This window comes from Butyricicoccus porcorum (genome assembly GCF_051246315.1).
In the GTDB taxonomy this organism is placed as follows: domain Bacteria; phylum Bacillota; class Clostridia; order Oscillospirales; family Butyricicoccaceae; genus Butyricicoccus_A; species Butyricicoccus_A porcorum.
In genome coordinates this window covers 1,081,452-1,103,889 of the sequence record NZ_CP178353.1, presented here as the reverse complement: position 1 = coordinate 1,103,889, position 22,438 = coordinate 1,081,452, and the positions used below count along the sequence as shown (strand labels likewise).

General features: G+C 52.5%; 17 protein-coding genes and 1 tRNA gene. 7 read left to right on the top strand and 11 right to left on the bottom strand.

From position 1 onward, the window contains the following. The first annotated feature begins 322 nt into the window (after window positions 1-322). Both ACLM7Z_RS05305 and ACLM7Z_RS05300 read left to right on the top strand, forming a co-directional pair. On the top strand, window positions 323-1,039 hold the full coding sequence (locus tag ACLM7Z_RS05305; protein ID WP_087019070.1) for a response regulator transcription factor: 717 nt from the start codon (window positions 323-325) through the stop codon (window positions 1,037-1,039). Beyond that, complete coding sequence (locus ACLM7Z_RS05300) at window positions 996-3,281, top strand: sensor histidine kinase (protein ID WP_435645661.1); 2,286 nt, start codon at window positions 996-998, stop codon at window positions 3,279-3,281. The genes ACLM7Z_RS05305 and ACLM7Z_RS05300 overlap by 44 nt, the downstream gene beginning before the upstream one ends. A gap of 422 nt (window positions 3,282-3,703) precedes the next feature. Here ACLM7Z_RS05300 and ACLM7Z_RS05295 read toward each other — a convergent pair whose 3' ends face one another. Continuing rightward, complete coding sequence (locus ACLM7Z_RS05295; RefSeq protein ID WP_087019075.1) at window positions 3,704-4,468, bottom strand: inositol monophosphatase family protein; 765 nt, start codon at window positions 4,466-4,468, stop codon at window positions 3,704-3,706. 178 nt (window positions 4,469-4,646) lie between these two features. Here ACLM7Z_RS05295 and ACLM7Z_RS05290 point away from each other — a divergent pair, with 178 nt between their 5' ends. Further along, the gene (locus tag ACLM7Z_RS05290) at window positions 4,647-5,300 is read left to right on the top strand and encodes a YczE/YyaS/YitT family protein (protein ID WP_133058277.1); all 654 of its coding nucleotides are present in this window, start codon (window positions 4,647-4,649) and stop codon (window positions 5,298-5,300) included. Between the two features lie 75 nt (window positions 5,301-5,375). Here ACLM7Z_RS05290 and ACLM7Z_RS05285 read toward each other — a convergent pair whose 3' ends face one another. The 3 genes from ACLM7Z_RS05285 to argF all read right to left on the bottom strand — a co-directional run bounded on the left by ACLM7Z_RS05285 (window position 5,376) and on the right by argF (window position 7,782). After that, entirely contained in the window at window positions 5,376-6,218 is an 843-nt protein-coding gene (locus tag ACLM7Z_RS05285; RefSeq protein WP_435645660.1) for an S-layer homology domain-containing protein, read from the bottom strand. A gap of 139 nt (window positions 6,219-6,357) precedes the next feature. Next, window positions 6,358-6,663, bottom strand: a complete 306-nt coding sequence (locus ACLM7Z_RS05280; RefSeq protein WP_087019081.1) for a hypothetical protein — start codon at window positions 6,661-6,663, stop codon at window positions 6,358-6,360. Between the two features lie 135 nt (window positions 6,664-6,798). Then, the gene (gene argF, locus ACLM7Z_RS05275; protein WP_087019083.1) at window positions 6,799-7,782 is read right to left on the bottom strand and encodes an ornithine carbamoyltransferase; all 984 of its coding nucleotides are present in this window, start codon (window positions 7,780-7,782) and stop codon (window positions 6,799-6,801) included. A gap of 291 nt (window positions 7,783-8,073) precedes the next feature. On the opposite strand from argF, the gene ACLM7Z_RS05270 reads away from it, so the two are divergent. Further along, window positions 8,074-10,656: a PEP/pyruvate-binding domain-containing protein gene (locus ACLM7Z_RS05270; RefSeq protein WP_435645659.1), complete on the top strand. Its 2,583-nt coding sequence runs from the start codon at window positions 8,074-8,076 to the stop codon at window positions 10,654-10,656. A gap of 99 nt (window positions 10,657-10,755) precedes the next feature. On the opposite strand, the gene ACLM7Z_RS05265 is transcribed toward ACLM7Z_RS05270, so the two are convergent. Next, the gene (locus ACLM7Z_RS05265) at window positions 10,756-11,997 is read right to left on the bottom strand and encodes an MFS transporter (protein WP_087019088.1); all 1,242 of its coding nucleotides are present in this window, start codon (window positions 11,995-11,997) and stop codon (window positions 10,756-10,758) included. Then, window positions 11,990-12,805, bottom strand: a complete 816-nt coding sequence (locus ACLM7Z_RS05260) for a zinc dependent phospholipase C family protein (RefSeq protein WP_087019090.1) — start codon at window positions 12,803-12,805, stop codon at window positions 11,990-11,992. The genes ACLM7Z_RS05265 and ACLM7Z_RS05260 overlap by 8 nt, the downstream gene beginning before the upstream one ends. Window positions 12,806-13,035: 230 nt before the next feature. Between ACLM7Z_RS05260 and ACLM7Z_RS05255 the strand changes: the two genes are divergently transcribed. Further along, complete coding sequence (locus ACLM7Z_RS05255) at window positions 13,036-13,851, top strand: MerR family transcriptional regulator (protein WP_087019092.1); 816 nt, start codon at window positions 13,036-13,038, stop codon at window positions 13,849-13,851. A 51-nt stretch (window positions 13,852-13,902) separates the two neighbouring features. On the opposite strand, the gene ACLM7Z_RS05250 is transcribed toward ACLM7Z_RS05255, so the two are convergent. Both ACLM7Z_RS05250 and ACLM7Z_RS05245 read right to left on the bottom strand, forming a co-directional pair. After that, window positions 13,903-15,216 (bottom strand): FAD-dependent oxidoreductase, encoded by a 1,314-nt coding sequence (locus ACLM7Z_RS05250; RefSeq protein ID WP_273349412.1) that lies wholly within the window; start codon window positions 15,214-15,216, stop codon window positions 13,903-13,905. Between the two features lie 216 nt (window positions 15,217-15,432). After that, window positions 15,433-15,508, bottom strand: a tRNA-Pro gene (locus ACLM7Z_RS05245). A gap of 163 nt (window positions 15,509-15,671) precedes the next feature. Here ACLM7Z_RS05245 and ACLM7Z_RS05240 point away from each other — a divergent pair. Continuing rightward, on the top strand, window positions 15,672-17,063 hold the full coding sequence (locus ACLM7Z_RS05240) for a glycine--tRNA ligase (RefSeq protein WP_087019096.1): 1,392 nt from the start codon (window positions 15,672-15,674) through the stop codon (window positions 17,061-17,063). 277 nt (window positions 17,064-17,340) lie between these two features. Here the strand turns inward: ACLM7Z_RS05240 and ACLM7Z_RS05235 are convergent, their stop codons facing one another. From ACLM7Z_RS05235 to ACLM7Z_RS05225, 3 genes are all read right to left on the bottom strand, one after another. Then, window positions 17,341-17,592 carry a hypothetical protein gene (locus tag ACLM7Z_RS05235; RefSeq protein ID WP_087019098.1) on the bottom strand — a complete coding sequence of 84 codons (252 nt, stop codon included), beginning with the start codon at window positions 17,590-17,592 and terminating at the stop codon, window positions 17,341-17,343. 98 nt (window positions 17,593-17,690) lie between these two features. Further along, window positions 17,691-19,391, bottom strand: a complete 1,701-nt coding sequence (locus tag ACLM7Z_RS05230) for a Na/Pi cotransporter family protein (RefSeq protein ID WP_087019100.1) — start codon at window positions 19,389-19,391, stop codon at window positions 17,691-17,693. A 15-nt stretch (window positions 19,392-19,406) separates the two neighbouring features. Continuing rightward, window positions 19,407-20,285: a substrate-binding domain-containing protein gene (locus tag ACLM7Z_RS05225; RefSeq protein ID WP_435645658.1), complete on the bottom strand. Its 879-nt coding sequence runs from the start codon at window positions 20,283-20,285 to the stop codon at window positions 19,407-19,409. 283 nt (window positions 20,286-20,568) lie between these two features. Here ACLM7Z_RS05225 and pepF point away from each other — a divergent pair, with 283 nt between their 5' ends. Further along, on the top strand, window positions 20,569-22,368 hold the full coding sequence (gene pepF / locus ACLM7Z_RS05220) for an oligoendopeptidase F (RefSeq protein ID WP_435645657.1): 1,800 nt from the start codon (window positions 20,569-20,571) through the stop codon (window positions 22,366-22,368). The last annotated feature ends 70 nt before the right edge of the window (window positions 22,369-22,438 follow it).

Genomic DNA, 22,438 nt, shown 5'->3' with positions numbered 1-22,438 from the left:
CTCTGGAATAAAAAAAGACTAGTTGCAAACTTTTCCGCGAGTCTTGCGCAAAGTATGTAATCTAGTCCTGCCTGCTTTACCAGTCACAGCTGTGTTCGTTTATCGTATCTTCAGTATAGCCTGCCCCGCGAGATTTGTCAACGCGGTTTTCAGCGTCTCTCGAGATTTTGTCTGATCTTCCAAATTCATATAAAACAAGTTATGCATTTTTACCATACCATGGTATTTTTTGTTTTCTTCAGAAATTATTAAGATTTCTATGATATCCTTTGAAAGGAAGCTTTTTTATCCTATACCCATAGACAGCAAGGAGGACACACAGATGCTGTACCGTATTCTCGTCTGCGACGACGATCCCGCAATTGCGCGGGCGATTGGCATTTACCTGCGCGCCGCCGGTTACGAGGCGGTCGAAGCACATGATGGTCTGGAGGCGCTGGACATCTGCGCAAAGCAAACCATCCATCTGGTCATCATGGATATCATGATGCCGGGCATGGACGGCATGCGGGCGACCGAGGTGCTGCGTGAAACGCAGAACATCCCGGTTATCATGCTTTCCGCCAAGAGCGAGGATGTCGACAAAATTGACGGCCTGACGGTCGGTGCGGATGACTATGTAACCAAGCCGTTCAACCCGGCGGAGCTGATGGCACGCGTCCGCTCCCAGCTGCGGCGCTATACAGCACTTGGCGGCATGATGGTGCAGGAGCAAAGCCGTGTATATCGCACCGGTGGACTTGTGATCGATGACGCGGCGAAATCTGTCACGGTCGACGGTGAGCCGGTCAGTCTGACGCCGCGCGAATACGGCATTCTCGCTTTCCTGACCAAACATGCCGGGCAGGTGTTCTCCATCTCGCAGATCTATGAGGCGGTGTGGAACGAGACTGCATACAGTCCGGAAAACACCGTTGCTGTTCACATCCGGCGCATCCGGGAAAAAATCGAAATCAACCCAAAAGAGCCGAAATACTTAAAGGTGGTGTGGGGAATTGGCTACAAAATGGAGAAACTTCACCCGAAACTGCTGGGTTAAGGCAGTTGCGGTCATCCTCGTGGTGGCCTCCGCAGGCGTCGCCGCATGGCAGGCGGCTGCTTTCGCAGACTATGTGTACAACGCGCAGGACAACTATCTCGATTCCATGCTCGACGGTCGCATGCTGTTCACGCGGGAGATGCCCGCCAATTATCTGATAGAAAATCAGGATTCCCTGATCTATCAGCTGTACAGCCAGGTACAGCAGGGAAACGAGAGCTATGTCGCCTCCGGGCAGAGTATCGACGAAGTTGAGCTTTGTGAGCAAATTTATAATTTCTACTATGATCTGTATTACAACGAATATGAGGACGAATCGCTTGAGATGCAAACCATACGGCGCACCGTATATCCGGCAGAGGAAGGTTCGTCCAATGCACTGTCCGACGAAAAGATCAACGAACTGGTCACGCTGGCAATGAACTATGAAATCACGCAGGACGGCGGCGATGCAGCAAACTTTCGCGGCTGGCTGGAAATGAATCGCGGAGTTTATGCTGTCTTTCGTCAGAAAATGATTGCCGAACAATTGGACAATGTCCGCGATACCGCCCGGCTGACATCGCTCCTTGAGGGCTACGACTACTATGCGTACTGCAAGGAAACCGATACAACCCTGACCAATCTGGATGTCACAAATGCTGCCGCTGCAAAGAAGCAGCTGACCGCATCCGACTATCCGCTTGTCTGTTCTCTGAACGCAAACGGATTCTTCGACTGGCAGGGACAGCTGTGGGATGACACCGCGCAGCCAATTGAGGATATTTCCAGCTATTACGACCAACCCTTTGGTTCTGGCGATGTGCTGCTCCTCGCGCTCAGGCCGACCACATATGACAGCATGGCTGCACAGTGGGCGACCGCCAGCCGCGTCGTACAGCGCTTCGCAGGCATCATCTGCATCGTTGTACTCGCCGCGCTGCTGGGTTTTGTCCTCCTGTGCTGCGGCGCAGGCCGCAAAACCACAGCCGATGGCATTCATCTGATCGGCTTCGACCGCGTCTGGACAGAAGCGCAGATTGTCCTCGGCACTGCCGCATGGCTCACATGGGTCGGTATCATCTGCGTCCTCATCGACCAGTATGACTCCATTCCGCAGAACATACTGTATCCCATTGTCATTGTCTCGTCCATGCTGCTGGCAGCTGTCACGCTCGGTCTGGTGCTCGCGCAGATCCGCCGCATCAAAGCGCGCAAATGGCTCAACGGATTTCTGTTCTGGCGGTTGTTCAAGAAGTATATCGTGCATGGCGTGCGCTGGCTGGCGCAGCAGTTCGGCAAATCATCCCTGCGTCAGAAAATCGTAATCCTTTCCATTCTGCTCCCGCTGCTCTGTATATTCTGGTTCACTGTCCCGTTTATTATTGCCGGCCTGCTGTACTTCGGCATGCGCGAGGCGGATAGTTTTGAAGCGGTCACAAACGGTGCTCGTGACATCCGCGCCGGAAAGACGGAAACGCACATCAAGCTGGAGTATGGCAGCAGGGAGCTGCATGCGCTCGCCGACGATCTCAATGGCATTTCGGACGGCTTCGGCGACGCAGTCAACACCGCGGTCAAGTCGGAACGGCTCAAAGCCGAGTTGATCTCCAACGTATCGCACGACATCAAAACCCCGCTGACCAGCATCATCACCTACATCGACCTGCTGAAAAAATGCAATCTGACCGATCCGACCGCCCGCGAATATGTGGATGTCCTCGACCAGAAGGCACAGCGCCTGCGCATCCTGACCGGCGACCTGTTCGACGCGTCCAAGGCCTCCAGCGGCGCGATGAAGGTCGAGCTGATGCAGGCTGACTTTGATGCCCTGCTGCGGCAGGCACTCGGCGAACGCTCGGAGCATCTGACAAAGGCAAATCTCGATGTCCGCATCGATTCCAATCCGCCGGTCTATGTCAACGCAGACGGACGGCTGCTATGGCGTATTCTTGACAACCTGCTTTCCAACTGTGCGCGCTATGCGCTGCCCGGAAGCCGCGTTTATATCGCCATCCAGCCGGGTACGGAATTTGCAACCCTGACGATAAAGAACATCAGCGCATCCGAGCTGAACATCTCCTCTGACGAGCTGATGGAACGCTTTACGCGCGGCGACCGTTCGCGTCACACCGAAGGCAGTGGACTGGGCTTGTCAATTGCCAGAAGTCTCGCCGAACTGATGGGTGGCACCTGCCGTGTCGAAATCGACGGCGACCTGTTCAAGGCAATGGTTACCATCCCTGTATGGAAAGAAACATAACGTCATACGGACATGCAAAAAAAGCCGCCGCGGCTGCGCCAAAAGCGCCCGCGGCGGCTTGCCTGTCCCCGATTGACAGGTTTTGTCCAATCTGCTAGAATCGTGCACAGAGACATACCAAAACGGTGGCGGCTGTCCCCTGATTTTTCGATGGGGACAAACTTCTTTCCCCCAAATCTGTAAAGGATCGGGGGTGGATGATGTGAAAAACGTTACGTATTCAGAGCTGTTTCAGTTCTGTACGCTGATTGTATCGATCATCAATCTGGTCATTTTACTTTCCAGATAAAAAAGAAGCAACCGCCTAACCCTTCCAAAGATGGCGATTGCTTCAATCACTTTCTATAAGGGACAGCCGTTGCCGGTATGTCTCTCTTGTTATATTCAGAATAGCACGGATTACCAAACCTGTCAAGCAGACGTTATACACGCAGGAACGACGGATCTGCACCGGTTCCGGTGGCAAGCACAGAGCATGCCTTTGTGAGGTCGATCTCCCCGCCCTCCACACGTGTGACAGAGCCTCCCGCCTCGCGGACAATGAGAGAGCCTGCTGCATAATCCCACGGCTGCAAGCGGAGTTCAAAATACAGCTCCGCGCGTCCCGCTGCAATCGTACACAGATCAATCGCCGCTGACCCGCTGCGGCGAATATCCATGGAACGGTCAAAGCACAGGCGCAGCAGGCGGAATGAATCATCCACCAGTTCTTTGTAATAGGAAGCGGAGCCGAACAGCGTGAGTCCCTGCTGTAACGGTTTCTCGGAGACATGAATCGGCTTTCCGTTGCAGAACGCACCCTTACCGCGCTGTGCATAAAACATCTCATCAAGATATGGGTTATACACCACGCCGATTTCCTGCGTCCCATCGTGCGTCATTGCAACAGAAATCGCACTGCACTTGTAATCCTTGACGAAATTTGTCGTACCGTCAATCGGATCGACAACAAAGGCATCGCCGCGTGCGATCGATTCGTGCACATCTTCTTCTTCCCCGACAAAATGTGCCTGTGGTGCAATCTCCAGCAGCTTGTCACGCAATGCCTCCTGCACAGCTCTGTCATATTTCGTGACCAGATTATTCGACTGTCCATCTTTTATTTCGGCCGCCGCCTGCGTGCGGTCGGCCTGCAAAATCATTTCACCGCACTCACGCACGGCCTGAATGATCTGTTCGAGAATCATATCTGTTCCTTCTTTCGCTTTGATATTTGTATCATACCACGCGGATGGATCGGCTGCAAACCCTTTCCAATTTGGAACATTTCGCAAGATTATTCTATTCTCCACGCGTCCTTTCTGCTACAATGACAACAAAGGGGCAAACATGCCTCTTGTAAAAAGAGAGAGAGGAATGAACTCCATGACAAAAACTGTTTCCTGGGTGCGCCGGATTCCGGTGTATCTTGTCGGCCTGTTTCTGATGACAGTCGGCGTCAATTTATCCGTCCTGTCCGGGCTTGGTGTTTCCCCGATTGACACCATTCCTTATGTTGTCAGCCTGATTTCCGGAAAAAGCCTCGGGCTATGTACTACGCTGGTGTTTTCCGTGTATATCGTATTGCAGATTCTGATTCTGCGCCGCGATTTCCAATGGTTTAACCTGCTCCAGCTCGTTATTTCCACAATTTTCGGTTGGTTTGTCACACTGTCCGGTATGCTGACCAACCTGCTGCCCGCCAATCCGGGCTATCTCATCCAGTTTATCTATATGCTGTGCAGCATTGTTTTTCTCGGCACAGGAATTTTCCTCTATGTCGCAGCTGATATCCTGAATATGCCGGCTGATGCAGTCGCACTGGCACTGGCATTTAAAACCGGCAAGCCGATGTCCACAACAAAAATCTGGTTCGACTGGACAGTTGTAGCACTGACCGTGATCCTGTCGCTTTTCTTCCTGCACAACATCAGCGGTATCCGGGAAGGAACCTTTATCGCCGCATTCGGCGTTGGCATGTGCATCCGATTCTGGGAACGGCATCTGACCGAACCGCTGCATCGATTCTTATTTCCGTAAAGACAGAAAAAATGCTCCCTCCGCAAAGCGGAAGGAGCATCTTTTTTACATCATTGCATCTTGATGCAGTTTGACTTAGTCAGCCCAGTCCTTCAGAGACAGGTACTTAGACAGCATGGTAGCAGCCTCTGCACGGGTTGCATTGCCCTGCGGGTTGAGGTACAGCTCGCCGTTGTCAGCGGAACCGTAGATGATGCCGACCTGGTTTGCCCAGACAATTGCATCCTTAGCCCAGCCCTGAACCTTGTCTGCATCAGCAAATGCCTTCAGCGACCAGTCAGAAACCTTCGGCTTGCCCTCACGAGCGTACAGCATCATAGCGAGCTCTTCGCGGGTAACATTGCCCTTCGGCTGGAAGGTGCCGTCCGGATAGCCTGCAACAACCTTGTTCTGGCTTGCCCAGATAACAGCATCATAGTACCAGGAATCGCTGTTGGTTACGTCGCTGAATACGGATTCACCGGTTACTTCCGGCTTGTACGCCTGTGCATACAGGATCTGTGCAACCATCGCACGGGTCAGCGGGGACTTCGGAGCGAAGGTGGTTGCGCTGGTGCCGTCCATCAGGCCGTAGGAATATACGTACTGTACGTACGGAACGTACCAGGAAACAGCCGGGACATCAGTGAAAATCTCGCTGACCGGCTTGGTGGTCAGCTTCGGCAGTCTTACGGTCTTGGTCTCACCGCAAATTTTGCAGGTATAAACCTTGATGCCGGTGGTCGTCTCAGTCGGCTCAACCGTCACCTTGCCAGCATCCCATGCATGTGCGCCTGCCGCACAGTCAACCGCAGTCTCTACCGTTGTTCCCTGCCCGTCCTGTGCCGGCACGTCTGCCGCCATAGCAGCCGTTGCCAGTACGGAAACCGACATGCAGCCTGCGAGCACAAGGCTCATCAATCTTTTCTGCCATTTCATATTTGCCATTCCTTTCTGCGTGTCGCAAATAATTCCCCATGGGCTTTCCACGGATTGTTCTTGGAATATTATATCATCTTATGATACGAATTGCAATAGCCTTCCTTATTTATCTCTACCCAATATGCTCGCATTTGTGTCATTTTTCCGCATGCTCCGTCTCATATTGCCGCAATGAACCCTCCGTCATGTGTGACAGCGCAGCAATGCGTTCATTCACCATATCCCACAGGCACATCGGCAGATGGTCGCGGTGTCCGCGGTGGATGGTCACACACTCGAAACAGTTTCCATGATGCGGACAGGCCTCCGTACATGGGCAGTGGTCGCCGCTCTCGCGCACCTGCTTCAAAAACTCCATCTTCATCTCATACGCTTCTTGTTTGAAGCCCTGCTGATCCAGCTCATTCTGGCGGATTGCCAGCTCATTTCCGTCAATTTTCATGCTCTCGTCCTCCCGGCATTCTGTTTCTATTTATATCATAGCATTGTGCGCAACTGCCGTCAATCCTTGCTCCTCCCACAGCGCAAAAAAGAGGAGCAGGCATTTGCTCCTGCTCCCCTGTATGTATCACATCATTTACAGCGTTGCCGCCATAACTGCCTTGATGGTGTGCATGCGGTTTTCCGCCTCGTCGAACACAATGGACTGCGGGCCCTCGAAGACCTCATCCGAGACTTCCATTGCATCGCGGCCGAAGCGCTCGCCCATCTCCTTGCCGATGGTGGTTTTGTGGTCGTGGAATGCCGGCAGACAGTGCATGAAGACCGCCTGTTCGCCTGCGTTTTCCATCAACTTGCTGTTAACCTGATACGGTGCCAGCGCGTCAATGCGCTCCTGCCATACCTCAACCGGCTCGCCCATGGATACCCATACATCGGTATACAGGACATCTGCACCGCGCGTTGCTTCCATCGGATCCTCACAGAAGCGCAGCGTCGCGCCGGTTTCAGCGGCAATCGCCTCGCACTGTGCAATCAGCTCAGCATTCGGGAAATATTCCTTCGGCGCACAAGCAGTGAAATTCAGTCCCATCTTTGCACAGCCGACCATCAGTGAATTGCCCATGTTATAGCGCGCATCACCCAGATAGACAAAATTGATGCCTTTCAGACGGCCGAAATGTTCCCGGATGGTGAGGAAGTCCGCCAGAATCTGAGTTGGATGGAATTCATTGGTCAGTCCGTTCCAAACCGGGACTCCTGCATACTTTGCCAGCTCCTCGACAATGTCCTGACCGAAGCCGCGGTATTCAATGCCGTCAAACATGCGGCCGAGCACGCGCGCCGTATCCGCGATGCTCTCCTTCTTGCCGATCTGCGAACCGGACGGGTCGAGATAGGTCACCTGCATGCCGAGGTCATGCGCTGCGACCTCGAAGCTGCACCGCGTGCGGGTGCTGGTCTTTTCAAAAATCAGCGCGATATTTTTTCCGCGCAGCGTGTCATGCGGTACGCCCGCCTTTTTCTTTGCCTTGAGGTCAGCCGCGAGGTCGAGCATTCCCTCGATTTCCTCCGGTGTGAAGTCCAGCAGCTTGAGAAAATTTCTGCCCTTGAGATTCATGTGCGTTCCTCCTGTTATCGTCAGCCGTCCCATGGGACAGCATAGGTATTCTGCAAAACAGTATGGCTCTATTATACCAGAGAAACAGCGGATTGCAAAGCATATGCCATTTGCATAATTTATCCCGCGCATACTTCTTTTTACCCGTATTTTTACCACTTTATCAGCATATTTTGCCTGTTTTTGAAATTTCTTCGTGATAAAATTGCAAGTTTTGCGTATTTCGCTGTTGTCCCGCGCACAGATATGGTACAATTACCGTATCAAATCCCACTGAAATGAGGTGTCAGCATGGCAGCATTTGACCGCATCCTGTCCGGTCTGCCCGGTCTGGACAAAGCGCTCGACAATATCCGTCTGGGCGACAATGTCGTCTGGCGTGTTTCATCGGTCGACGATTTCCGTTTTTTTGTAGAGCCATATGTCAGGCAGGCGCTTGCCGATAAGCGCAACCTGATCTATATCCGTTTTGCCAGCCACGACGAATTGGTGCCCGAACAGGAGGGTGTCACGCGGTACACGCTCGACCCGTCTGAGGGCTTTGAGCCGTTTACTGTCGCCGTGCACAACATCGTGGAGCAGGAAGGCTTTGATGCATTTTATGTGTTTGACTGCCTGTCTGATTTACAGGTCGTATGGGCAGCGGATCTGATGATGGGCAACTTCTTCCGTGTCACCTGCCCATTCCTGTTCCAGCTGGATACGGTTGCATTCTTCCCACTCATCCGCGGACGGCATTCGTTTGACGCGGTTGCGCGCATTCGAGATACAACCCAGCTGCTGCTCGATGCCTATTCCGATGGCGAAACGCGCTATGTCCAGCCGCTCAAGGTGTGGAACCGGTTTTCGTCTACCATGTTCCTGCCGCATCGGTTTGAACCGGACGGCACGCTCATCCCGCTGACCGATGGTGTTGGCATTGGGCGCTTTTATGCCCTGCATGACGAGGAAGAGGAACGCGCTGCCGATCAGAATCTGGACAGCTGGGAGCGGTTTTTCTCACTCGCACGCTTACAGCACGACCAGGGTGTGCTGGATGACGAGGGCTACCGCAACATGTGCCGTTACATGATGACGCGCGACGAGCGCATGGGTGCGCTCATCGGCAAGCATTTCCGCGCACAGGATTACTTCCGCGTGCGCGGGCGCATGATTGGCACGGGCACCATCGGCGGCAAGGCATGCGGCATGCTGCTCGCGCGCCGTCTGGTACGCGCTGCCATGCCGGAGCTGGGCGATACACTCGAACCACACGATTCCTATTACATCGGTTCGGATGTCTTTTATACCTATATCGTCGCCAACGACTGCTGGGATCTGCGTGTGCGGCAGAAAACCGAGCCGGGATACTTTACACTCGCCGCCGAGTTGAAAGAAAAGCTGCTGTCCGGCAGCTTCCCGCCCAAAATCCGTGAACAGTTCCGTGCTATGCTGGAATATTTCGGTCAAAGCCCGATTATTGCACGCTCTTCCAGCCTGCTGGAGGACAGCTTTGGCAATGCGTTTGCCGGAAAGTATGAATCCGTGTTCTGTGTCAACAGCGGCACACCGGAGGAACGGCTGGAACAATTCGAGCAGGCAGTACGCACTGTCTATGCGAGCACGATGGATCCCTCTGCACTGGAATATCGCCGCCGCCGCGGACTGGACACCAAGGACGAACAGATGGCAATTCTTGTCCAGCGTGTTTCCGGCACCAATTACAACGGAAAATTCTTCATGCCGGGGGCAGCCGGTGTCGGTTATTCGCACAGTGCCTATCGCTGGCGCCCGGATATGGACCCGTCCGCAGGCATGCTGCGCATTGTCATGGGTCTCGGCACACGCGCCGTCGACCGCACGGAGGGTGACTATCCCCGCCTCGTCAGTCTCGACCGCCCGGATACGACGACACACACAACCATGGCGCAGAAGCATCGGTTTTCCCAGCACTGTATCGATGTGTTGGATTTCGCAAGCAATTCCCTTGTCACGCGCAAGCTGGAAGAACTGCTTCCCGATCTGCCCGACTGGTACAAATACATTGTATTGGAACACGATTACGAGGCCGAAAGCCGCCTGCGTGAGCGCGGTGCATGGCGCGAGGTATGCTTTGCCACCTGCCAGCACCTGCTTGCCAAAAAAGAGTTCCCTCGGCTGATGCGCCGCATCATGGAAATTTTACAGGCAGAATACGGTGTGCCGGTCGACATCGAGTTCACAGTCAACTGCGACAAAGACGGTGATTTTTCTGTCAACCTGCTGCAATGCCGCCCATTGACCTCCCGCAATGGCAGCCGTACAGTCACTGTCCCACAGCTCCCGCCGGAACGCACTCTGTTCGCGCTGCATGACGCGACCATGGGCCAGTCAACCGAGCTGACCTTTGACTATGTCGTACAGGTCGATCCAAAGGGCTACTACAATTATCCATATGTACAAAAACCTGCTGTTGCACGCGCCGTCGGTGCAGTCAACCGTGCATTCAATGAAACCGATGCAACCCTCATGCTGCTCGCACCGGGGCGCATCGGTACCTCCTCACCGGAGCTCGGTGTGCCGGTTGTCTTCGCGGATATTGCCAATTTTTCTGTCATCTGCGAGGTATCCGACAGTTCAGCGGGCTATATGCCGGAACTGTCCTATGGCAGCCATATGTTCCAGGATCTGGTCGAGGCGGATATCTTCTATGCCGCAGTCTTTGAATCAGAAAAGACCAAACTGTATCAGCCCGGTCTTCTGGCAGACTGTCCGGACATATTCGCAGAATTGTGTCCTGACGCACCCGAAGACCTGCGCGGTCTTGTGCGCGTATACGACGTGCGCGGACGCCATCTGACTCTGTGGTCGGAGATGATGACCGGACAGACCGTATGCGGCGAGAAACCCGAATAACACGTAAAAAAAGCCTCCGGCAGCCGCCGGAGGCTCAGTCTGTCGAAAAAGCCCAGGCTGATAGCCGGGCTTTTGTTATCGTAAAACCATACTTGTATTTTATGCTTCTGTTTCATACGCCACCGCCTTGCGGAACAGTATAATCCCGAGCAGGAACAGCACGACAATCGCGCCGACACCGAGGTTCATGCTGCCGGTCACCTGGGAAATGATGCTGACAACCGCGGTTCCCATAAAGGCCGCACCCTTGCCGCAGATGTCCAGCAGGCCGAAATATTCGCCCGATTTTTCCTGCGGAATGATTTTGGCGAAATACGAGCGGGACAGCGCCTGAATGCCGCCCTGGAACATGCCGACACACACCGCAAGAATCCAGAACTGCACCTGTGAATGCAGAAACATGGCAAACACGGCGATGCCGACATAGGCACAGATGCACACGGTAATCAATTGCTGCGGTTCAATCCGTCCCGACAGCCTGCCAAACAGCAGCGAAAATGGGCAGGCGACAATCTGTGTGACCAGCAATGCGAGCAGCAGGCCGGTCGAATCCAGCCCGAGCGCCGAACCATAAGCCGTTGCCATGTCGATGATTGTATACACGCCATCGATATAAAAAAAGAACGCAAGCAGGAAAAAGAGTACCTGCTTTTCCTGCCGCATGCCGCACAGTGTATGCCACAGACGGGAAAAGCTCATGCGGACGGCATGCGGGCGGCGTTCAACATAATACCGCTGGTGAAAGCTGCGCAGCAGTGGCAGCGTCATACACAGCCACCACACAGCTGTGAGCAGGAATGCCAGTGTCATCGCCATTTCCATCGAAATGCCAAGGCTGTCTGAACCGAGCACTATGCCGAGACAGGCGACAAACGGAATACAGCTGCCGATATAGCCCCATGCATAGCCGCTGGACGATACACGATCCATGCGCTCCGGCTCTGTGATATCAGTGAGCATGGAATCATAGAAAATCAGGCTGACAGCGTAACCGAATTTGGCAACCACAAAAACCACCAGAAACAGCAGCCACTGTTTCATAAAGCCGAGTGCGGCACAGCCCAGCGCGCCCACCGCCATTGCCGCCGCGAACAGCGGTTTTTTCATGCCTTTGATATCAGAAAACGTGCCAAACACCGGGCCGCTCAATGCAACCAGCAGCGTCGCAATCGAGGACGCATACCCCCAATAAGCAAGATATTGTACCGACGACAGCCCACCCTGATCTGCGAGATAATTAAAATAAATCGGCATGATGGTGGAGACCAGCATGACAAATGCCGAATTGCCGACGTCATACATCACCCACTGTTTTTCCAGCCGGGTCAGCGCTTTATCCATCTGTTTTCTCCTCCGGTGACGGGTCAAAGGTGCGGTCAAACAGACTGTCATATGTCCCACGCCCGTGTATGATATCAAAATAGGAGGAAATTGCTTCGACTGCCTTTGGCTGAGCCTGTACATAACGGCGTGCCAGTTCCTCTGTGCTGTCAAAACAAGCGGGATTGGCCCTGTAATTCACGACGAGGTCACACATGCCTCGGTTGCCTGACAACGTGAGGGCAGCATACAGCGCGCCGCGCCCCAGATGGGACGGCTGCGTAAGCAGGTTCAACTCCTGTACCATCGAACGCATGGCCTCATATGCCTGCCTCTGTGTTATACCGGAAAAAAATCGGCTGAGTACGGCGGCATGCGCTTTTGTCGGCTGAAGATGTCCGGTGACACAGTGGCGCACCGGATTATATCCATCGTGTACCATCAGTGCGCGGTCAAATTCCGCTTCAATTTCCGAATGGGAAATGCCGCTGTCCAAAATCTTCCGTGCCACATAGCCATGACACATGGCATCCAACACAAAATGGCACAAAAAACCATACGTATACACAAGCAACGGTCGGAAATCAAATTCCCGTAAAATCCGTTCCCCCGCCTGCGCAAATACTTCCTGTCCGGTCTGATTGTGCATGCTGTTGCCCAGCGCCTTCACTTCATTGGACAAAAACGGACGGTAATAAAACAGCACATCCGGCCCATGCAGCCCGATGTCATACAGCGGGCGATAGGTGTCAATCAGATGCTGCTGCTTCTCTGGCAAACGGTTGTATACGGTACAGCCAAAGCGATAATGTGCATATGTCGTTGGCATACCAGTCTCTCCCCTTTCTCTTCGATTGTCTATAAAGTCTAAAGTCTGTTGTTTCTTTTATTCTATACCTATAGCATAGGGGAAGGCAAACAAATTTACCACCATAGTTATGTTATTTTTTCTTAAAATCTATGTCAGCTTTTTTCAAATCCCTCTTGACTCTGACACTGTGGCAGGCTCTACAATAAAGCTGAGCTCAAACGAATCCGGACATATGTGAGGTACCGACCATGTTAAAAATCGGAGAATTTTCAAAGCTGTCCAGAGTCAGCATTCGCATGCTGCGCCATTACGATGAAATCGACTTGCTCGCGCCTGCCGCCATTGATCCGCATACCGGCTATCGTTACTACAGTGAGGATCAGCTGCCCATTGTCTGTCGAATCACTGCCCTGAAGGATCTTGGCTTCGGTCTGTCCCTGATTGGCGAAATCCTTGCCTGTGGCGAAAACCGGGAACAGATTGACCACTATCTCGCCATCCGGCAAATCGAGCTGGAGCAGCAAGCTGCGGATACCGCACGACGGCTGCGACTTCTGGACACCGCCCGCAGGCGGCTGCAAAAGGAGGAAGCTACTATGTATGATGTCACATTAAAATCCCTGCCTGAACGGCAGGTTGCCTCTGTCCGTATGACAATCCCTTCCTACGATCAGGAAGGCATGCTGTGGAGCATTCTGGTCAGTGAGACTGCATCGCTGCACATTCAGCCGGATGATCCATGCTATTGCAGTGTCATCTTCCATGACGGAGAATACCGTGAATCTGATGTAGATGTTGAAGCACAAAAAACGGTAAAGGGTTCATATCACGACACAGAACATGTCAAATTCAAGATCATGCCGCCCGTGACCTTCGCTTCTGCAACCTATCAAGGGCCGTACAGTGAAATCAATGCGGTCAACGCAGCTGTTGCTGCTTGGGTGCGTGACAACGGCTATATTTACGACGCTCCGGCATTTAATATTTATCATATCAGCCCACACGAAACGCAGAACCCTGAAGAATTTGTCACCGAGATCTGTTATCCGGTCAGAAAACCATAAATCTGCGAGCAGCGGCGGAATCCATCTTCCGCCGCTGCTTTTTATGTGCCGCTATTTTTTTGCCTGTGTTTTCAAATTTCCTGTCGCGGGATTGTCCAGCAAAGTTCCGTCCTCCGCAAAGCGTGATCCATGGCACGGGCAATCCCATGAATGTTCCTGTGCATTCCATTTCAATGCACAACCCATATGCGGACAACGCGGTTTGGAAAGAGTCAGCAGGTTGGCTGTGGCTTCCAGTGCATTGCTCACCAACTGTGGGCGCAGCATGGTTCGTGACGGAGAAAATACCCGCGCATGATCCGACTGCTTTCCCTGTACCATATCGCACAGTAGCATGGCAGCAGTCATAGAGGATGTCATTCCCCATTTGTGAAAGCCAGTTGCCACATACAACCCCGGTGTCGTCCTGCTGTATTGCCCAATATAAGGAATATCGTCCAGCGACATGCAGTCCTGTGCCACCCAGCGGCAGTGTTCCTGTGCATCCGGATAGTGCTTTTGTACAAACCGTTCCAGCTCTGCCCAACCGCCACCCGGTTTTCCGGTACGGTGTCCGCCGCCGCCAAGCAGCAACAACCCGTCCGCATTGCGGAAGGACATTCCACCCTTCGCTTCATCCACATACATGCCATGCACATCCGGTGCTCGTTCCAGTCCCAGTACATAGGAACGGTGCTGATACAGCTTGAGAAAATATGCACCATGCTTATTCAGCATTGGAAAATGTGTCGTTACAATAATGTTTGACGCGGCAATCCCGCCCCGGTTGGTCACAACGGTATGCCCGTCAAACGCACGGGCTGTAGTTTGTTCCCGAATCGGCAGACCGCGTGCAATCTCTGCGGCAAACTTCAGCGGATGGAACTGTGCCTGACCATGCACGCGCACTGCGCCCGCCGTGTCAAACGGCAGCGGCAGCTGATCGGCATATTCCGCACGAAAGCCGATGCGGTGCAGTGCTTCCAGCTCCTGCTCCAGTTTTTTTGGCTGATCTATGGAATATACAAAAGAATCTTTTTCCTCAAAATCACAGTCAATTGTCTGGCACAGCCTGCGGTACTGTGCGAGTGCTGCTTCATTCGCTTCCAGATACATGCGGGTTTTTTCCGAACCAAATCGACGGAGCATTTTGTCATAGATCAGGCCGTGCTGTACGGTCAGCTTTGCCGTTGTATTTCTCGTCACACCACAGCAAATCCGGTCTGCTTCAATGAGCAAACAGTCCACGCCCGCCTGTTTCAGCAAATACGTGCACAACAATCCCGCCATTCCGCCGCCGATAATCAAAACATCGGTTTTGCAGTCGCCGTCAAGCGATTCAAACGGCGGAAGCGCAGCTGTATCTGCCCATATGGAATTTATCATGCCATCACCCCGGCTTAGTATGTGCCGTTATCCAAAAAATGATGTACGAAACGTGGTAGGCGGTTCGCTCGCCTTTCATTTCCGGACAAAGGGCAGACTTCTTTACCCTCCGAGGTTTCCAGGCGCTATCCGAATCGGCATGATTCCCGTGGTAATTGCGGTAAAGAAAAAGAAGTAACCTGCCTGACTTCCCAATCAGACGGGTTACTTCTTGTTTGGTCCGAGTGACAGGATTTGAACCTGCGGCATCCTGCTCCCAAAGCAGGCGCGCTACCATCTGCGCTACACCCGGATGTATGATATTCTGCTGTTTTCCGGCACTGTTTTTCCGGTCTCCCGAACAGTTTCAAATGTCTTGACATTTAATTAGTATACGCTATAATAGGAGCATAGTCAAGTTTTTTTGACTAAATTTCGCGTGCATAAGCCATATGCGCCAGAAGGAGAAATAAAACATGAAAAACACCGAAAAAACGATGGAGAAAATTGTTGCCCTGTGCAAAGGACGCGGTTTTGTCTACAGCGGCTCCGAAATCTACGGAGGTCTTGCCAACACCTGGGATTACGGTCCGCTTGGTGTAGAGTTCAAGAATAATGTCAAAAACGCCTGGAGAAAGAAGTTTATTCAGGAGTCCCCGTGGAATGTCGGTCTGGATTCTGCGATTCTGATGAATCCGATGACCTGGGTTGCTTCCGGTCATGTCGGCGGCTTTTCTGATCCGCTGATGGATTGTAAGGATTGCCATACCCGTCACCGTGCTGACCAGCTGATTGAAGATGCCACTGGTGTAAATCCGGCTGGTTGGAGCAATCAGCAGATGATGGATTTCATCAAAGAAAAGAACATTGCCTGCCCGGACTGCGGTGGACATAACTTTACTGATATCCGTCAGTTCAATCTGATGTTCAAGACCTTCCAGGGTGTTACGGAGAATGCAAAGAGTGAGCTGTTCCTGCGTCCGGAAACCGCGCAGGGTATCTTTGTCAATTTCCAGAACATCCAGCGTACAACCCGCCGCAAGATTCCGTTTGGCGTTGGCCAGGTTGGCAAGTCCTTCCGTAACGAAATCACCCCGGGCAACTTCACGTTCCGTACCCGTGAGTTCGAGCAGATGGAGCTGGAATTCTTCTGCAAGCCGGGCACAGATCTGGAATGGTTTGCATACTGGAAGGATGCCTGCAAGAACTTCCTGCTGTCCCTCGGCATGAAGGAAGAAAACATGCGCCTGCGCGACCATGAGCAGGAAGAGCTGTCGCATTATTCCAATGCAACGACTGATATTGAATTCCTGTTCCCGTTCGGCTGGGGCGAGCTGTGGGGCATTGCTGACCGCACCGACTTCGACCTGACCCAGCATCAGAAGACCTCCGGTGTTTCGATGGAATATTTCGATCAGGAAGACAATACGAAGTATATTCCATATGTCATTGAGCCGTCCCTCGGCGCTGACCGTGTTGCACTGGCATTCCTGTGTGATGCATATGACGAAGAGGTTGTTGGTCAGGACAAGAAGGGCAATGATGATGTTCGTGTTGTCCTGCGCCTGCATCCGGCTCTGGCTCCGTACAAAGCTGCTGTCCTGCCGCTTTCCAAGAAGCTGCATGACCAGGCAATGCCGATCTATCAGGAGCTGGCAAAGTCCTTTAATATTGATTATGATGAAGCTGGTTCTATCGGCAAGCGCTATCGCCGTGAGGATGAAATCGGCACTCCGATGTGCATCACGGTTGACTTTGAGACCGAAACGGACGGCTGTGTCACTATCCGCGACCGCGACACCATGGAGCAGGTTCGTATCCCTGTTGCAGAGGTCAAGGATTACATCGCCAAGAAGTGTGAGTTCTAACTTTCTTTTCTTTTTGAGGAAAAGAAAAGAAAGCAAAAGAAAACCTTTCCCCGCGCTCCCGCGCGAACCCAAGAGCCCGGACAAACACGTCCGGGCTCTGGCTTTGTTTTTCTGTAACACTTACATCCGCTGCTGCTGCGCGAACCTAAAGCCCGGACAAACACGTCCGGGCTCTGGCTTTGTTTTTCTGTAACACTTACATCCGCTGCTGCTGCGCGAACCTAAAGCCCGGACAAACGCGTCCGGGCTCTGGCTTTATCTTCTGTCTCTGTACTGCTTAATCCAGTTTTTCTCCGCAATACGAACAATACTCGGTTCCAAAGCCATGCAAATCCAGTGAATGCCCGCAAAACGGGCAGCGAACTGTAATGACACCAAACACAACACCGCCCAGTGCAAGCACCGCCCCGAGTACAAACATCGGATGAATCGGTTCCGCGCCAGACACTATGCCGGATAACCCAGCGAGAGCGATTCCTGCAATAATGGTTGCCATCATAACCCATCTGCAACGATTCGGATGCTTCATTTTTACCTCCAGATACTGCAAAACCCGGACAAACCATGTCCGGGCTTTGTTCTTTCTGTTTTAATCTGTGTTAATCCGTTTTTAAGTGTCAACGGCTGTTATGCCTTGGCAGGCTCCTTCTCGTGGATAAAGTATTCAATATTCATCTCGCCCGCTACTGCGTCTGCAATGTTCATACAGCTGTTACCCATACGGTTGATACAGTGCATAATATCATTAAACGGCGCAGTGAGGCTTGCCGAACATTCGCCCTTGCTGACACGATCCATATGTGCCTTGCGCATACTGATATCCAGACCGAGCACGGTACCTCTCTCTGCACGCACACGGTTTGCATACTGCGGATCATTTAATTTCAGGCTCTCCAGTACATTGGTATACATGTTTTGAATCATGGATACGCTGTTTTCGATATCCTTTGTGAAGTCTTCAGAATATTGGTAATTCTTTTCCCGTTCATCCTTCAGCGCCTGTACAAGATCGGTAGACAGGGAACTGATACGGCTGACATCGCTGAGGACATACATCAGTCCGGCGGTTTGGGTGGCCTGTTCTTCTGTCAGGACACCGGCAGAGAACATATCTGCCAGATACTCATTGATCTTTGCATCCAGCTTTTCCACAACGGCGGTCTGTTCAAAGACGTGATTCAACTGTTCTTCATTTTCTGTACGGACACATTTCGTCAGCTCGTCCAGTACACCCTTTACCAGATCACTGCACCGCAGGCATTCTCTGGCTACCATTTGCAGCGCGGCAGCCGGCTGGTTAATCAGCTTCTGATCGAGGAAGCGCGGCGCAGCGGCATCCTGTACTTTATCCTTTCCATCCGGAATGATACGGGTGACGATTTTAACCAGCAGCCAGATCAGTGGAATCCAGATAATGGTCATTGTGATGTTAAATGCCGTATGCGCGTTCGCAATCTGACGGGAAATCACTTCAATCTCCGGACCCTTTGGAGAGATCATCTGAATGAGATAGGCGAACGGTTTAATCAGCCAGATAAAGAGCAGGCAGCCGGAAATATTAAATGTACAATGTGCCAGTGCGGTGCGCTTTGCGTCCTTGGACTGGCCGATGCTGGCGAGCAGCGCAGTAATGGTTGTGCCGATGTTGTCACCTAACAGAATCGGGATTGCACCGGTCAGGCCGATGATGCTGGTTACACCGTCCGGCCCCGCCTGCGATGCAAAATTCTGCAATACGGCAATCGTTGCAGAGCTGGACTGAACGACCAAAGTCATCAGTGTACCAACAGCAACGCCCAGAATCGGGATATCTGCTACTCTGCCAATCAGGTCGGTGAAAATCGGGCTGGAAGCCAACGGCTTCATGACATCGCCCATGGTCTCAATGCCGAGGAACAGCAGACCGAAGGCAAAAATAGTCTGACCGATGTTTTTTACCTTCTCTGACTTGCTGACAAAGGAGATAATAAAGCCGATAAAAACGATAACCAGGATATAATCGCTGATTTTAAATGCCAGCAGCTGTGCGGTCATTGTTGTACCGATATTTGCGCCGAGGATAATAGAAATAGCCTGTGGCAGCGTCATCAGCCCTGCACTGACAAAGCCAATTGCCATGACGGTTGTCGCACTGCTGCTCTGAAGGACTGCTGTCGTCAGCGCGCCGGCCAGCACACCCATGACCGGATTTCTGGTCAGCATGGCAAGAATACTCTTCATCTTTTCGCCTGCGGCCTTTTGCAGACATTCACTCATCATGTTCATGCCGAAAATGAAGATCGCAAGTCCGCCCAGCAGTCCGAAAATGATTTCTACTTTTTCGTTCATTTCTGTCTCCTTTTGTTATGAGTTCAGTTCATTCCATACATTGATTTTTCCTGTATAAATCTGTCTGAGCGTGTCCAGCCCGATATCCTGTAACGGATTTTCTGCATTCACAATGACAGCAATTTCATCCTGTGCAATCACCTGATAGTCCAGCAGTTCCTGTTCATAATCCTTCAGGTCTCGCGAAGACATACCCAGATCGCATTGACCCGACATAGCCTGCGTCAGGCCGTCAGTCGAATCGGTCTCCGTAATGGTAATATCCGCATGGGGATTGATCTGTTCATATGCTTCTGCCAGCTCACGCATGAGCGGGGCAACAGAAGTAGAACCGGCAATCGAGATCGTACCTTCCGCCTGATTGGACAGGAATGTATTGGTCTTTGCAACCTGCGTATAGGATTTACCCACAATATCCTGTCCTGCGCTGCGGATGTACGTGAGGAAATCCTCTTCCAGCTCGTTCAGTCCGCCGCAATATGTCAGATAAAAGGAACGGCGGAGTGGATAACTTTTGGCATCCACAGAAGTGCCGTTGACGGTCAGTGCCTTTACCTTGGATGCCCCTGACATAGAGCCACGGGAAATATATCCGATTGCGGCGGCATCGTCCTCAACGGCCTGGATCACTTCCTCTGTATCCTGTGCAATCTGTGCATCTTTTCTTGTCTGATCCGATTGCTGTGCATCTGCGGCATCGCCCTCAAAATCCACAAGCTGTGCAAACGCAGCACGTGTACCCGAGCCGTCCTCTCTGGCAATCACCCGGATGTCGCCCAGCTGATCCAGACCTTCCACCGGCTCACTGTTCTGTGCCGTACCGCTGCCGCATCCGGCAAGTCCGAGCACGGTGCAGACCGCCAGCGCCGCGGCCCACCTGCTTCTTCTTTTCAAGTAGATTCCTCCCACTGTTGTTCCGATTGGTTCAACTTCGTTTCTATTCTTAGTTTATCGCGCGTTTTCCCTACTCTCTACCATGTTTCGGTAAAGCTCATGTTAATTCTTTGTATGGTGCAAGAATCTGTGTTGCTGTTTTCCCTGCACAGTACAGGCACGAAAAAATTTCTGCGGCCGTTCAAAACTGCGGGATTTTTTACATCGTGTTGCTTTTTTCCTGTATCCTGCCGTGGTATACTAATAGCATATTGAATTTATGACACAGGAGGCTGCCTGTCAAATGGAAAAGAAAATCCCTGTCCGCAGCGAAGCGGACCCGAAATACACCTGGGCAATTCATGATGTCTACGCAACGGATGAGCTCTGGACTGCCGATCTGGAAAAGGCGCGCACCTTCCCCCAGCAGATTGCCGCCTATAAGGGCAGGCTGGGCGAGAGCGCACACACGCTGTATGAATTTCTCAGACTGGGCGATGACATGAATGTACTGTTCGATGGTCTGTATGGCTACGCACAGCGCCGGAGCGATGAGGACACCACCAACCCCACCTATCAGGGCATGGCGTCGCAGGCGATGAGTGCCATGGTTGCTGTCGATGCCGCCGGTTCGTTTGAGACGCCAGAACTACTTGCCATCCCGGATGAAACTCTGGATCAGTTTTACCGCGATGAGCCCGGGCTGGAAACCTATCGACTGTATCTGACCCGTGTGCGTGAAAAGCGCGCGCATATCCTGTCCGACGCAGAGGAAAAGCTGCTCGCGGCAGCAGGTGAAATCAGTCAGTCCCCCGACACGATTTACTCGATGTTTGGGGATGCCGACTTAAAGTTCCCGCCCGCTGTGGACAGCGAGGGCAAACCGCATCCCGTCACGCATGGCACCTATATTCCCCTCATGCACAGTCAGGATCGTGTGCTGCGCAAGTCTGCGTTTGAATCGATTTATGGCGTATACAGCTCGTTCCGCAATACAGCAGCGGCAATCCTGACCGCACAGGTCAAACAGCTGAAATTCCACGCTGACGCGCGCAAATATGACTCGACATTACAGGCATCGCTCGACGGCAACCATGTCCCGGTCGAAGTCTATCACAACCTCATCGACGCCGTACACCAGAACATGCAGCCGATGTACCGGTATGTCGCGCTGCGCAAAAAGCTGCTCGGTGTGAATGAACTGCACATGTATGACCTGTACACACCGATTGTCTCCGATGTCGATGTGAACATTCCATATGAAGAGGCGAAGCAGACCGTCTATGACGCGCTTGCGCCGATGGGCGATGCATACCGTGCCATCCTCAAGGAAGGCTATGACAACGGCTGGATTGATGTCTATGAAAATGTCGGCAAGTGCTCCGGTGCGTATTCGGCCGGCCTGCGCGTGCATCCATATGTCCTGCTCAATTATTCGGGCACACTGGACAGCATGTTTACGCTCGCACATGAGATGGGGCATGCCATCCATTCCTATCTGTCCAACCGAACCCAGCCGGTGGTCTACTCCAACTATTCGATTTTTGTCGCAGAGGTTGCTTCCACCTGCAATGAAGCACTGCTCATGCAGCACCTGCTCAAGACAACAACAGACAAACGCCGCCGCGCATATCTCATCAATTACTTCCTCGAACAGTTCCGCACAACACTATACCGTCAGACAATGTTTGCGGAATTTGAGCTGGAAATCAACCGCCGCAACGAACGCGGTGAAAGCCTGACAGCGGCCTCGCTCAACGAACTGTATCATGAGCTGAACTGCCGCTATTTTGGCGACGGCATTGTGATTGATCCGGAAATCGATGTGGAATGGGCGCGCATCCCGCATTTTTACTATGACTACTATGTCTATCAGTATGCAACCGGCTATTCTGCGGCCATCGCGCTCTCGCGCCGTATCCTCAAAGAGGGCGATCCGGCAGTCAAAGACTATATCAACTTCCTGTCCGGCGGCTGCTCCGCTGACCCAATCACGCTGCTGCGCGGTGCAGGTGTCGACATGGCGACTGCTCAGCCGATCAACGAAGCGCTCCAGTTATTTGACGAGCTGATCGACGAGATGGAACAGCTCATGCAGGACTGACAACAGCAATCTCACGATACAACACATGCCGTAACGCATTGTATGAAAAAAGCCCTTCCGGGAAAATTCC